The following is a 12,544-nucleotide window of genomic DNA, read 5'->3' on the forward strand; positions in this document are numbered from 1 at the left end:
ATCTCACGCGGCCAACTCCTTGGCGGCCGCGAGGGCGTTCGCGAACAGCGTCGTCCGCTCCTCCGACAACTCCAGGCCCACCAGGTCGCTGACGACCGTCAGCGCCTCCACGAGCGCGACCGCCTGAGCCCGAACCTCACGGATGCCGAGCAGGTTGTTGTAGCGGTTCACCCAGTCCTCCCCAAGCAGCTGGTCAAGCACCTCGCGGTACTCGGCGAGGTCCGTACCGGGCTTGGTGAGGTACTCGATCGCGTTGTTGAACAGCGCCCGGTACTCCTGGTCCTTGAGCATCTTGTCGAGGGTGGGCCGGCTGATGCCCAGGGCGTTGGCGATGGCGCCCTTGGAGGCGGTTCGGCTGCGGGCTGCGGCGATCAGTTCCATCTTCTTGTGGAGCGAGGCGCGCTCGTGCTCGCGGAGTTCGTCCAGGGTCTTCTGCGTCGCGGCGTCGAGCGCTTCTTGCTCGCGGTGACCGATGGCGATGTCGATCTCGGTGCGGATGAAGCCGAGGAGGTCGGCGTGCATGGCGTCCGCGTCGTCGGTGACCGTGTAGTTGGTCTGGGTGGTGATGTGCTCGATGTAGCGGGTGGTGATGGTGGCGGGGGCGAGGGTGCCGTCGATGAGCTGGTTGAGCTCGTCGGGGGTGACGAAGTCGGCGAGGCCGGGGCCTTCGTAGGCGAGTGCGTCGTCGGCGGTGGCGTAGGTGCGCATTGAAACCCCTCGATCGGTGATGCCGAGAATCATACACTCCATAATTTGGCAGTGTCAAAAATTCTTACACTCATCTCGTTCGCACTCCCCGCCGCCCCCCGTGCTCCGATAGGACCGCCCGCGAGGGCCCGGGACCCCTCCACCCGGCCGCTGACCACCCGCGCCCACCGGAGGAACCCGTGGCCGACATCGCCTTCGTCGTAGCCCTCGGCCGCCAGGCCTACTACGCGTCCCTGCTCGCCGCCAACGACGCCCTCATCGCCGTCCCCATCGAAACCAGCGGCATCGTCTCCGACGCCACCATGCGCGACTACGCCGACCTCGCCACCCTCCTCGCCGGCGCCTCCAACGAGCAGACCACCCTCGGCCGCAAGACGCTCAGCTCCGTCACCGTCACGGTCGACACCGCAAACGACCGCGTGTCGTTGGACTGCGCCGACATCACCTGGACCGCCACCGCCGGCAACCCCATCAGCGCCGTCCTCATCTGCTACGACCCCGACACCACCGGCGGCACCGACGCCGACATCATCCCCCTCACCAAACACGGCGTGACCATGACCCCGGACGGCAACGACTTCACCCTCACCATCGCCGACTTCTGCCGGATCACCTCGGCGGCCTGAGCCACCGCCAGGAGACACCGATGACCGGCATCTCGGCCCTGGTCGACAACTTCAACGACAACACGGTCAACGGCACCCTGTGGCCCGGCAGCTACGGCACCTACCAGGAAGCCGGCGGCCGGGCCCGCGTCGCCTGCGACACCGGCTTCAACGCCTACAAGTCCGGGACGATCTACACGCTCACCGGCTCTTCGGTGTTCCTCCAGGTGTTCCCGCCCGCCGCGGCAGGCGCAGCCACGTCGACGTGCACCATGTTCCTCACCACAACGACTGCGGGCACCGACGCCGGGTTCCTCATCGACACGGCCGGCAACGCCGTCGGCCTCTACCTGCGTTCCGGGTTCGCCGACGCCGGCGCTGTGTTCCTCACCTATAACGCGACCAACCACGCCTGGCTGCGTCTCCGCGAGGCGGCGGGGTCCCTGTACTGGGAGACCAGCCCGAACGGCACCACCTGGACCATCCAGCGGACCGCTGCCACACCGGCCTGGGCCACGGACACGACCCTCAGCCTGTTCATGGACTCCCACCGCGACGCGGGCACCAACAACTGGGCCGAGTACGACAACCTCAACTCGCTGCCCGTCACCACCTTCGCGCTCGGCACCGTCGGCGCGGTCTCCACGGCGCAGCCCCTCACCTCGCGGCGCAGCACCACCCTCGGCATCGCAACCGCCACCACTACGGCGCAGCACCCCATCGGGGCCAAGACCCGAACCGCCGGGACCGCCGGTAGTACCGCCACCACGCAGGCCACCGTCGGCGCGAAGACCGGGCACCTCGGCCAGGCCGCCGCCAGCAGCACCGCGACCGCCCTCCCCGGAACCAAGCAGGCCGGCATCGCCCCCACCGGAACGGCCAGCACCGCGCAGGCGACCGTCGGCGCGAAGAACCGTCTGCTCGGGCAGGCCGGTACCAGCACCTCCGCCACAACCCCGGCCGGCACCAAGACCGCGACCGCCGGCATCGCAACGGCCACCGAAGCCCCCCTTGCGCTCACCCCCAGCCGGTCCACCCCCCTCGGCCCCGCGGGCACCCTCGCCGCCCCTCAGTCGCTCACCGGCCTCAAGCAGCGCACCCTCACCCCCGCCGCAGAAACCGCCACCGCCCGCACCCTCGCCCCACCCGCACCCCCCACCCACGCCATCCACCTCCAACTCACCGGACCACCCACCACCCCGTGGACCACCCACGGCACCACCACCGCATGGACCTGCACCGGAAGGACAACCCCCGTGGACGCCCTCTCCACCGAGTACTACGAAATCGGCGTCACCTGGGACCGCGGCACCCCCACCGCCTTCGACGTCCAGATCGCCATCGTCGCCGTCGGCCACGAACCCACCGACACGGACTGGCACCCCGCCCAGTGGGACACCACCAGCACCGGCACCACAGTCGCGAAGCTCCTCGTCGGCCCCGACGGCGGCGCCCTCTCCCCCACCCCCGGCCGCTACCGAGCATGGGTCAACGTGACAGCCACGCCCGAACACCCTGTGCTCTCCACCGCGGCGTTCGACATCACCTGACCGTTCGCAACCCTCCGGCCTCCACGGGCGATCATCCAAGTCGACCCGAGGAGGACCCATGGCCAGCTGGAGCCAAGCCACCCAAGCATCGAACGCTGCCCGACGCGCCAAGCTCATCCAGATGCGCGTCCAAGGCGTCTCGTACGAAAAGATCGCCGTCGAACTCGGCTACGCCAACCCCAACTCCGACGGCGTCAAAACTGCCCGCAAGGACTTCACCCGCGCCAAGCGCGAAGCCCGCGGCCTCGCCACCGAAGAAGCCGAAGCCTGGCGCGAACTGGAAAGCGACCGCTACGACGCCATCATCAGCGCCCACTGGGACGCCGCCACCAGCGGCGACGACCTCAAGGCCGCTGAACTCGTACGCAAGACCATCAGCGACCAGGCCGCCCTCTGGGGCCTGAAGTCCATCCAGGTCGACGCCACCGTCACCGAGATCACCCAGCAGGACATCGAGCTGCAGGAGATCATCCGGGACCAGCGGGCGAAGAACGCCGCCCAGGAGGCAGCACTGCGCGGGGAGACGACAGAGTGATCAGCCGCTACCACCTTGACTCCCTCGTGCCGTCGTGGCTCGCATCCGACCCCGGCTACCTGTCGGCACTCGGCTGCCACCTCCTCGACCGCATGACCCTGCAGGGCTACCAGCCCGTCGATTGGCCGGTCATCAGCGAGGCGCCGAGCGACGTTGCTCCGCCCGTCGGAATGCTCCTCATCCGGGCGACGATCGCAGTCGAGGAGTTCGACATCGACATGGGCGACGAGGTCACTGAAGCAGCCTCATAACAGGCCCTGAGCTGGGACAATGGATCTATCCCATGACACGCGAGACCCCGGCGAGCGCTGCGAACGCTCCCGGGGCGCGGTCACCTGAGAAAGCAGGCAGACATGGCCGAGACTACATCCACGGGCGAGCCGCTCTGCGTGATCTACGCCCTGACGCTCGACGGCGTGAACTACCGCTACGTCGGCATGACACAGATCGGGGCCGAGGCCCGACTCCGCATTCACCTCAAGACGGGGCGCAACCCGCGACTTCCGTCTGCCAGGTGGATCAAGAAGCACCGGGATCTCGGCGCCGACATCAAATCCGTCGTCCTCGAAGAATGCACACCCGAGAACGTCGGCGCCCGCGAGGCCATCTGGATCGAACGGCTCAGGACTGAAGGGCATGCCCTCCTCAACCTGACCGAAGGCGGTCGCGGCGGGCTCCCGGGATACGTCCATAGCCCCGCATCGCGAGCCAAGATGTCCGCCAAGCGGAAGGGACAGATTCTGGATGCCGCGTGGCGCGCGAAGATCGCCGAGGCTCACGCCCGTCGAGAACGAAAGCCACTCACGGAGGCAACGCGGGAGAAGCTTCGCGCGGCAGCCGCACGTCGCGGTCCGATCATCATCTCCGAGGAGCAGAAGGCACGCCAGTCTGCCGCGATGCGGGGACGCAAGCTGACTGCAGAGCACAGGGCGAAGCTGTCGGCGGCACAGCAGAAGCGGCCGGCCCAGACCATCGAGACGCGAAGGAAGCGCTCGGAAACACTTCAGGGGCATCAGGTATCCAATGAAGCACGAGCGAAGATCAGCGCCGCGAGGAGCCGCTACGAAGCCGAGCGGCGGGGCCTGACCATCACAGAGGACGTCGTCCGTCAGATCCGCCTCGACGCTGAACGTGGCACGCCCATCCGTGATCTCGGCGAACAGTTCGGCCTGCCCTACAACCAGACGTGGCGCATCGCGAAGAGGAGGAGTTGGTCGCATGTTCAGTAGCGGGTACCTCTGCGACGAGCTCGGTGAGCCGCTCAACGCGGCGACGTTCTCCCTGGAGGACTACCTGCGAGACGTGGAACCGCGCCTCCTCCAGACCTCCGAGGGGCGTCGTTCCCTCACCCGCCTCGACCCGATGATGTTCGGACTGCTGTACCTGCCCCACCACATGAAGGGGAAGCAGACCGGCGAGCAGATCACCTTCGCGGACTGTCACCTCGACTGGGCCCGGCAAGCGCTCCAGTGGGTGCGGCCAGTGACCAAGCCGCGTAGTGCCCGCGACGTGTACATCAGCCCGCGAGAGTCCGCGAAGAGCACTTGGTGGTTCCTCATCATCCCTATGTGGGCCGCCGCCCACGAGTTCGTCAAGTTTGTGGCCGCGTTCTCGGATAGCGCCTCTCAGAGCGAGACCCACCTAGCCACCTTCAAGGCCGAACTGGAGGGGAACTGGCTCCTTCGTGAGGACTACCCCGAGCTCACAAAGCCGGCAACGAGGGGGCGCGGCACGGTCGTCGCAGATCGCCAGTCGCAGATCCAAACTGCGTCCGGATTCACCTTCGCGGCCCGCGGGATCGACTCGGGGAACCTCGGACTCAAGGTCGGCCGGCAGCGGCCGGACGCCTTGATCTGCGACGACATCGAGAGCGGGGAGGCGAACTACTCGCCCCGGCAGGCCGCCAAGCGACTGTCAACTCTCCAGAATGTGATCTTGCCCTTGTCGGAATTCGCGCGCTGCGTGGTGGTCGGGACCACCACGATGAGCGGCGGCCTGATCCACCAGTGCGTTCGGAGCGTCACGACGGTCGAGCCTCCTGCGGACTGGCTCAGCGAGGAGCAGTTTCGCATCCACTACTACCCGCCGATCATCAAGGGCGAGACGGGCGAGCGGTCGATCTGGCCATCCAAGTGGCCCATGGAGTACATGTCAACTATTAGAAAGACCCGGAGCTTCAAGCTCAACTTCCTCAACCAGCCAGCTAACCCCGACAGCCAGTTCTGGTCGGAGGAGGACATCACCTACGGCGCATTCCCCACCGCCCACACCTACCTGTCGATCGACGGTGCCGTTACAACGAAGGGGACCTCCGACTTCACCGGGCTGGCCGTGGTCAGTTGGGCCCCACGCATCAGCGCCAAGGACGATCGTCGGGCTCTCCCCGCTCGATGCCTGGTGGACTACGCGCAGGCCGTGAAACTCAAGGGCAAGGCGCTGCGCGAGCGGGTGTTGCAGATCCTCGACTCCTTCCCGGAAGTCGGTGCGATCCTGGTCGAGTCCAACCAGGGTGGTGACTTGTGGCACGAGGTCCTGCATGACATGCCGGTGAAGGTCGTCACGATGGCGAACTCGGCGCCGAAAGAAGTGCGCGCAGGCCGCCTGTTGAACCTGTACCAACTGGTGCCCCCGCGAGTCGTTCACGCGGAGCCGATCCTGGCGCTTGAAGAAGAGCTGCTGGCGTTCCCCAACGGGCTGAACGACGACATGGTCGATGCTGTTGGCAATGCCGTCCTTCGCTTCCTCAAGCCTCCGAAGAGGGACGCGCCGCCGTCGGCTACGACGCAGTCCTACGTCTGACCTGGCGTCGCAGCCCATGCGGGTTGCCCTCCTATGGTGATCGCGAATCGACTTGGAGGACGCGGTGACGGCAAGCGACGACCTGTGGGTGGGCCTCGAAGCCCTGCGGGAGGCAAGGCCTGCCTACGTCCAGGCTGCCGCCTACTACGACGACACCGTGCCAGAGGTGTTCGCTTCCGCCCGCTTCCGCCGGGCCCTGCAGCGCACCGGCCTGGAGTTCGGGAAGCCCTTCATCGCGATGGTCGTGGACGCGGTCGTGTCCCGCCTGAAGATCGCCGCCGTCACCAGCCCGCGCAAGGACCAGGCCGACGCCCTCAAACGGGTGTGGGACGCCAACAAGATGCGGCGCGAGTCGCTGCAGGTCCACCGCTGGGTGTCGATCTACGGCGACGCGTACCTGATCGTCCTGCCCGTCCTCGACGACAAGGGCGCGGTCACGGGCGTCGACCTGTTCGGCAACGACCCGCTGACGGTCCGCACCATCTACGACGCCGAGAACCCCCGCGAGGCGGCGTTCACGATCAAACGGTGGTGCGAACCCGTCGGCCTCACCCAGACAGTGCACCGCGCCGAGCTGTACTACCCCGACGGCCGGGCGGAACGCTGGACAACGAAGGTCGACTCCGCCGGGACCGTCGCCGGGGACTGGAATCCTTGGCTGCCAGAGCCGATCGTCGAGGACGACGGCACCGTCATCGAACCCGACGACGACGCCTGGATCATGCAGGCCGCACCCGGCTTGCCCGTCTTCCATTTCCGCAACGACCAGCCCTACGGGGTCCCGGAGCACCGCCGCGGCTACGGCTCGCAGAACAGCGTCAACAAGCTCGACAACACGCACATGGGAAGCGTCGACTACCAGGGCTGGCCGCAGCGGTACGCCCTGACCGACACCGCCACCACCGACACCGGGGACCTGGAGCCGTCCGACTTCGACGACGACATGTTCCCGCCCGATCCGGATGCCGGCCCCACCGACACCGGAGACGACTCGTCCCTGAAGGGCGGCCCCGGCGAGGTCATGCTCCTGCGCGGCTTCAAGCAGGTCGGGCAGTTCGACGCCGCAGACCCTGACGTGTTCCTCGGTCCGCTTGAGTTCAACGTGAGGGCCATGGGTGTCCTCACCACCACCCCCCTCCACCTGTTCGATCCGTCCGGGGAGCAGCCGTCCGGACAGTCCCTGCGCGCGCAGGACGCCCCCTTCACGGAGAAGATCGGGGAGCGGCAGGAGGAGTACGGCGACACCTGGGACGAGGGCTACTGCTTCGCGCTCAAGCTCCTCGGTTTCACCGAGCCGTCCGTCGACGTCCGCTGGCACGCCGCGCAGACCCTCGACGACAAGGAATCCTGGGAAACGGCGCGAGTCAAGTCCGATCTGGGCGTGCCTCTGCGGCAGATCCACCTGGAAGCCGGGTACGGCGAGGACCAGGTGCAGTCGTGGCTGGAGTCCCAGACCGACGACCCCGGGGAGCTGTCCCGTCACCTCGCGGACCTGGCGACACTGTCGGAGGCCCTGCAGCGCATCGGCACTGCGGTCACCCTCGGCGCCCTCGACCAGGGGCAGGCGCAAGCCCTGATCGAACCGACCCTCAAGGCGTTGACCGCGAAGTCGCCGCTGCCCATCGAGCCGGCCCCTGACGGCCCATGACCGCAACCGTCGAAGACCTGACAGCCCTGGTGCAGGAGCAGCAGGGCGACGAGGTCGCGGACTTCGACCAGCAGGTGCAGGACAAGGCGGTCGGTGACGCGGACGAGCACATGAGCGATGTGCTCGCGGCAGCAGCCGCCTTGTGGGTAACGACGTTCGGTAGTACCACTGCGGTTGGTGCGGGCGCCGATCTGGCGCGACTACTGCGGACCGTGACGGAACGCGTCGCCAAGGCCGTTGCGGGGTTGGGCGACCGCGCTCGGCGGGCTCTGCTGGATGCCCTGCCAGGTGCGCTACAACTCGGCGCGGGACATGCTCGCGACTTCGCGGTGGCGGCTGGCCACCGCATTCAGTCCGGTCCCCGAAATGCCAGCCGGGTCCCACCTGCTCTGCTGCGCGAGGCCCGGCGTATCGGGGAGACCGTGGACGAGCAACTCGCGCGCGCCAAGGCTCTCCTGGGGGCTGCCCCGGGTCGGTTCTCCGGTGTTGCTGCCGCCGTTCAGATTGCGCGCGCGGCCGTGTCCCGGGTCCGCGCTGCCGTGTCGTGGCTGGTGCAGAGCGCCGTGACGGCAGGCACTGACGGGGAGGCTGAGCGGCTCGGCCTGAGCCGGGTGTGGGTTGCCGAGCTGGACGCGTGTGTGCGGTGCGCCGCCTACTCGGGTCAGGTCGCCGAGCCGGGTGAGGACTTCGACGGCGGTCGTTCCTTCGACCCGCAGCAGCGTGGCTCGGCGTCGGACACTGTGGCGGGCCCGCCGTTGCACCCTCACTGCCGGTGCCGCACGGTGCCGTGGTCGTCACGTTGGCGGCACGCCGGGCTGTCGCTGCCGGAGTTTCTGCAGCAGCAGGCGGCGGTGTCCGTCGCGGAGGGCTTGGCGTTGCCGTCGGAGTCCGGCGCAGCTCGGGTTCGTGCTGCTCGGGCTCTCTTGGTTTCCGGTCGCCGGCTGCCACCTCGTGTTGCGGCGAAGGCCCGCCGGGCTCTGCGAGAGGGCCGTTTCGACCGAGCGCGCTGATCACAGCCCTGTCCGAAGGCGGGGCTACGGTCTCCGTCAGTAACTGCCGAGCCCCCGCGATGGGAGACACCAGTGGCCGATGACGACTCCGACGTGGAGTTCGACGACACCGAGGCTGAGGAAGCCGATGCCGACGACGCCGGTGATGAGGAGGCCGAGGAGCAGCCGGAGGCCGCGAAGCCGGGCCCGAAGAAGGAACCCGCCGTCGCCAAGGAGGATCCGGAGATCCTTCGGCTCCGGGCTGCCCTCAAGAAGGCGAACGAGGACGGGAAGAAGAACCGCCTGACGCTGAAGGAGCTGGAGGAGCGGGGCCGGGCCAACGAGGGCGACCACGACCGCGCGCTCCGTGAAGCCCGCGAGGAGGCTGAGGGCCGCTGGAAGCCCCGCATCGTCAACCAGGCCGCCCGCGCTGCCCTCGCCGAGGCCGGTGTCGCCGGCGGTCCGGATCGCGTCCTCAGGCTTCTCGACCTGGACGCCCTGTCGGTGGACGACGACGGTGACGTCGTCGGCCTGGACAGCGAAGTGTCCCGGCTCAAGGACGACTACCCAGAGTTCTTCGCCAAGGCCGAGGAGAGGCCGCGACCGAAGGCGCGACCCACTGGCGCCCCGAAGCCGCCGGCACCGGACAAGCCCAAGTCGGCCGCGGAGCAGCACGCCGCCCGCGTGTTGAACGGCAACTGACCACCAGCCCTACCGTTTGACCACGCCACCCGGCGATCGGGAGGCCACCTGTTCGAGGCGCCCGTGATGGGGCCCGAGCCCACCAGCTCCGCCCCATCACCCGCCCCAGGAGGGCCCCGTGGCACGCAACACGTTCGAAGCATGGATCCCGGAGGAGTACGACTCCGCGGTCATCACCCGCATCACCCAGACGTCCGCGGTCGAGGCCCTCGCCTCCCGCGTCCCCATGGGCTCCGACACCCGCCACACGCCCCGCTCCGCCGGCATGGGCGTCGACGTCATCGACAAGGGCGGCACGTACGGCGAGGACACCAACCTCAACGACGAGGTCGTCCTGTACGCCAAGAAGTTCGGCAAGGTCCTGCGCGTCGCCGAAGAGGACATCAACGACTCCCTCGCCAACATCCTCGCCACGAAGATGGCGGACTGGGCGATCTCCTACGCCAAGGTCCTCGACAACGCGTGCCTCGCTGTGACCGCCGGCGTCGGCACGGGCGTCCCGTTCGTGTCCCTGTACAGCCTGCTGCACACCACCGACGCGACGCTCAGCTACACCGCCGACGACAACATCGTCACCGCCGCTTCGGGGGGCGTCACCTACGACGACTTCTCCAACACGATCGGCAAGGTCGAGGCCGGCGACTACTACGACCCGAGCACGCTCCTGGCGATCGCCCACCCGACGTTCCGCAAGGCCCTGCGCGGGATCAAGGACACCACCGGGGAGCCGATCTTTATCCAGGGTCTCGCGGGCACCCCCGACACGATCTTCGGGGTGCAGATCCGCTGGTCGCTCGGCGCACGCACCTCCGCCACCGCGACGTCCACCCCGACCGGCCGCCCCCTCATGGCGTTCGTGTCCACGGACATGATGCTGCTCGGCATCCGCTCCGGCCCGGAGTCCGTGTTCATCGACGGCCGCGACGGCACCTCCGCACTGACCGACGAGTCGCTGCTCAAGATGCGCGCCCGGCGCGGCTGGGCGTACGGCCACCCGGCCGGCGCGTCGATCCTCGTCGGCTAGCAAGCTCCCCGCGCCGCCGAGGCTCGCGGCGGCGCGGGGCCACCACCCGGGAGGAGGAGGGGCATCGTGGTCAACGCATGGACGGACACCGCGACGACGCTGGCGATCACCGGCGTTGAGGTGACCGATCAGCAGCTCCTCCAGGCGCAGGCCGACATCGAGATCCTCACCGGCCGGATGTGGTCCGACACGGCGCGGATCCGCACCCGCGACCTGTACTGGCTCGGCCGGGCGGTGGCGTTCCAGGCAGTGTGGGCACAGGGCCAGCCGGGCCTGGAGACCCGCATGGATCTGACGTCGTCCACGCAGGACGGTGTGTCGGCGAACCTCACCGGGGACGCGGTGGTGCTGGCGCCGAGGGCGGCGCGGGCCATCAACCGGCTGTCGTGGCGCCGCTCCAGGACGGTCCATGTGCGGTCGCCGTTCATCGACGGCAGCAGCTACGGCAACCCCCTGCGCGAGGCGAACGACGACGCACTGCCATGGACTCCGATGGGCGGCCGACGGTGATCGCGACGACGTGGGTGACGGTCCTGCGAGGAACTCGCACTGATCTCTATGGGGATATCTCAAATGTCCCCGCCGAGGCCGGTACGGACGCCCAGACACACATCCCCGCCTCGCTCATCGAGGGCTCCCGCAGCAGCCGCACACCCGGCAGCGGAACCCCCCGCGTCGTCCGCTACACCGTGTGCCGGCTCCCCGCCGGCACGCAGGTCACGGAGGAGGACCAGATCCGGGACGACCGGACCGGTCGCATCTACTCCATCACCGCAGTCACCCAGCCGGCGGCGATCGGGATCACACCCGAACTGCGGCTGGATCTCACGCTCGTCAACTGAACAGCACACGGCCACACAGCTCGGGGAGACCGGGCGGCCACCACCCACCACGATCCGGAGAGGACGCGGCGATGACGATCAGGCTTGACCCGAGCGCGGACGCGCACCTCGATGCCGCGTTGCACCGGGTCATGGAGCACCTCGGTCAGGACATCGCCGCTGACGCGCAGGCCACCGTCCGTGTGAACACCGGGCGCCTCAAGTCGTCCATCGTCGCGGAGGTCGAGGGTCTGACGCTGCGAGTGTCCACCGACGTCGACTACTGGCGGCACGTGGAGTACGGCACCGGCCCGCACATCATCCGGCCGAACACGAAGAAGGCCCTGTACTGGGAAGGCGCGGCGCACCCGGTGGCGATGGTCAACCACCCCGGGACGCCGGCGTTCCCGTTCTTGCGGCCCGCCCTCCTCAAGCCGAGGGAGCTGCGATGAGCACCCTCCTGCGGGCGAGCACCGAGCTGGTCGCCATCGCGTGGCTGCGCGGGGTGGTCGGGGACATCGTGTCGACGACCCTGCCGCGCGACAACTCCTCCTGGGCGGCGTCCGGGTTCGTCGTCGTCTCCACGGTCGGCGGCACCGCCGGCCTGTACGTGCCGCTGCGGTCCCCCGTCGTCTCGGTGGAGTGCTGGGCTGTCGCGCCGACCAGCAACCGGCCGCCGTGGAACAAGGCCGCCGCGCTCGCGGAGCGAATCCAGTCCAGCTGCTACGACACCGAGGGCACACCCCGCCTACTGACCCTCCCGGCCAACTACCCGGCCGCGCGGGTCCTTACCGCGTACACCACGTACGAACCGCGACGGGTCCCCGACGACGAAGCTTCGTACGCCCGGTTCAACCTCGGTCTCACGTTGAACTGGGTCGAGGTGGCGTCATGAGCCGCTGGGCATTGCAGGGCGAGACAAGCCGGGACCTCCTCACGTGGAACGGCCTCGTCCTCATCCACGACAGCAAGCCGGAACTGGAGTTCCTCATCGCAGGCGCCCACGTCATCCCCTGCCCCCGCAGCATCCCGCCCGAAGACACCCTCGCCCTGCCGTTCCATCCCCAGTTCGCCCACCACCGCTTCCCGCTCCGGCGCGAGGAATACCGATGACCACCACCCGCACCGAGGACCCCTCCGCCTCGGGACACGCCCCCACCACG

Annotated in this window: 16 protein-coding genes; 15 read left to right on the forward strand and 1 reads right to left on the reverse strand. The window is 68.5% G+C overall.

Features of this window, described 5'->3' with window-relative positions; translation table 11 throughout:
* Positions 1-3: 3 nt before the first annotated feature.
* Positions 4-708, reverse strand: a complete 705-nt coding sequence (locus tag ACFUK0_RS01035) for a hypothetical protein (RefSeq protein WP_380245869.1) — start codon at positions 706-708, stop codon at positions 4-6.
* 179 nt (positions 709-887) lie between these two features.
* Between ACFUK0_RS01035 and ACFUK0_RS01040 the strand changes: the two genes are divergently transcribed.
* From ACFUK0_RS01040 to ACFUK0_RS01110, 15 genes are all read left to right on the forward strand, one after another.
* On the forward strand, positions 888-1,334 hold the full coding sequence (locus tag ACFUK0_RS01040; protein ID WP_380245870.1) for a hypothetical protein: 447 nt from the start codon (positions 888-890) through the stop codon (positions 1,332-1,334).
* A gap of 20 nt (positions 1,335-1,354) precedes the next feature.
* Complete coding sequence (locus ACFUK0_RS01045; protein WP_380245871.1) at positions 1,355-2,863, forward strand: hypothetical protein; 1,509 nt, start codon at positions 1,355-1,357, stop codon at positions 2,861-2,863.
* Between the two features lie 58 nt (positions 2,864-2,921).
* On the forward strand, positions 2,922-3,398 hold the full coding sequence (locus ACFUK0_RS01050) for a hypothetical protein (RefSeq protein ID WP_380245872.1): 477 nt from the start codon (positions 2,922-2,924) through the stop codon (positions 3,396-3,398).
* Complete coding sequence (locus ACFUK0_RS01055) at positions 3,395-3,649, forward strand: hypothetical protein (protein WP_380245873.1); 255 nt, start codon at positions 3,395-3,397, stop codon at positions 3,647-3,649. Before ACFUK0_RS01050 ends, ACFUK0_RS01055 begins: the two co-directional genes overlap by 4 nt.
* A 102-nt stretch (positions 3,650-3,751) precedes the next feature.
* A complete protein-coding gene (locus ACFUK0_RS01060) occupies positions 3,752-4,627 on the forward strand; it encodes an NUMOD3 domain-containing DNA-binding protein (protein WP_380245874.1) in 876 nt (291 codons plus the stop codon).
* Positions 4,617-6,197 carry a hypothetical protein gene (locus ACFUK0_RS01065; protein ID WP_380245875.1) on the forward strand — a complete coding sequence of 527 codons (1,581 nt, stop codon included), beginning with the start codon at positions 4,617-4,619 and terminating at the stop codon, positions 6,195-6,197. Before ACFUK0_RS01060 ends, ACFUK0_RS01065 begins: the two co-directional genes overlap by 11 nt.
* Before the next feature lie 64 nt (positions 6,198-6,261).
* Entirely contained in the window at positions 6,262-7,845 is a 1,584-nt protein-coding gene (locus ACFUK0_RS01070) for a hypothetical protein (RefSeq protein WP_380245876.1), read from the forward strand.
* Positions 7,842-8,855 carry a hypothetical protein gene (locus ACFUK0_RS01075; protein WP_380245877.1) on the forward strand — a complete coding sequence of 338 codons (1,014 nt, stop codon included), beginning with the start codon at positions 7,842-7,844 and terminating at the stop codon, positions 8,853-8,855. Before ACFUK0_RS01070 ends, ACFUK0_RS01075 begins: the two co-directional genes overlap by 4 nt.
* 72 nt (positions 8,856-8,927) lie before the next feature.
* Positions 8,928-9,536: a phage scaffolding protein gene (locus ACFUK0_RS01080; protein WP_380245878.1), complete on the forward strand. Its 609-nt coding sequence runs from the start codon at positions 8,928-8,930 to the stop codon at positions 9,534-9,536.
* A gap of 118 nt (positions 9,537-9,654) precedes the next feature.
* Complete coding sequence (locus ACFUK0_RS01085) at positions 9,655-10,560, forward strand: phage major capsid protein (protein ID WP_380245879.1); 906 nt, start codon at positions 9,655-9,657, stop codon at positions 10,558-10,560.
* Between the two features lie 66 nt (positions 10,561-10,626).
* The gene (locus tag ACFUK0_RS01090) at positions 10,627-11,070 is read left to right on the forward strand and encodes a hypothetical protein (protein ID WP_380245880.1); all 444 of its coding nucleotides are present in this window, start codon (positions 10,627-10,629) and stop codon (positions 11,068-11,070) included.
* Positions 11,067-11,402 (forward strand): hypothetical protein, encoded by a 336-nt coding sequence (locus tag ACFUK0_RS01095; RefSeq protein ID WP_380245881.1) that lies wholly within the window; start codon positions 11,067-11,069, stop codon positions 11,400-11,402. Before ACFUK0_RS01090 ends, ACFUK0_RS01095 begins: the two co-directional genes overlap by 4 nt.
* A 71-nt stretch (positions 11,403-11,473) precedes the next feature.
* Positions 11,474-11,833, forward strand: coding sequence for an HK97 gp10 family phage protein (locus tag ACFUK0_RS01100; RefSeq protein WP_380245882.1), 360 nt, complete (start codon positions 11,474-11,476; stop codon positions 11,831-11,833).
* The gene (locus ACFUK0_RS01105) at positions 11,830-12,276 is read left to right on the forward strand and encodes a hypothetical protein (protein WP_380245883.1); all 447 of its coding nucleotides are present in this window, start codon (positions 11,830-11,832) and stop codon (positions 12,274-12,276) included. Before ACFUK0_RS01100 ends, ACFUK0_RS01105 begins: the two co-directional genes overlap by 4 nt.
* A complete protein-coding gene (locus ACFUK0_RS01110) occupies positions 12,273-12,494 on the forward strand; it encodes a hypothetical protein (RefSeq protein WP_380245884.1) in 222 nt (73 codons plus the stop codon). The genes ACFUK0_RS01105 and ACFUK0_RS01110 overlap by 4 nt, the downstream gene beginning before the upstream one ends.
* Positions 12,495-12,544 lie beyond the last annotated feature (50 nt).

The organism is Kitasatospora sp. NPDC057223 (assembly GCF_042669755.1).
GTDB lineage: Bacteria > Actinomycetota > Actinomycetes > Streptomycetales > Streptomycetaceae > Kitasatospora.

Bases quoted from the DNA above. Each gene is read 5' to 3' on its own strand.
- ACFUK0_RS01035 (WP_380245869.1), bottom strand. From the start codon at position 708: ATGCGCACCTACGCCACCGCCGACGACGCACTCGCCTACGAAGGCCCC.
- ACFUK0_RS01045 (WP_380245871.1), top strand. From the start codon at position 1,355: ATGACCGGCATCTCGGCCCTGGTCGACAACTTCAACGACAACACGGTC.
- ACFUK0_RS01050 (WP_380245872.1), top strand. From the start codon at position 2,922: ATGGCCAGCTGGAGCCAAGCCACCCAAGCATCGAACGCTGCCCGACGC.
- ACFUK0_RS01060 (WP_380245874.1), top strand. From the start codon at position 3,752: ATGGCCGAGACTACATCCACGGGCGAGCCGCTCTGCGTGATCTACGCC.
- ACFUK0_RS01065 (WP_380245875.1), top strand. From the start codon at position 4,617: ATGTTCAGTAGCGGGTACCTCTGCGACGAGCTCGGTGAGCCGCTCAAC.
- ACFUK0_RS01075 (WP_380245877.1), top strand. From the start codon at position 7,842: ATGACCGCAACCGTCGAAGACCTGACAGCCCTGGTGCAGGAGCAGCAG.
- ACFUK0_RS01100 (WP_380245882.1), top strand. From the start codon at position 11,474: ATGACGATCAGGCTTGACCCGAGCGCGGACGCGCACCTCGATGCCGCG.
- ACFUK0_RS01105 (WP_380245883.1), top strand. From the start codon at position 11,830: ATGAGCACCCTCCTGCGGGCGAGCACCGAGCTGGTCGCCATCGCGTGG.
- ACFUK0_RS01110 (WP_380245884.1), top strand. From the start codon at position 12,273: ATGAGCCGCTGGGCATTGCAGGGCGAGACAAGCCGGGACCTCCTCACG.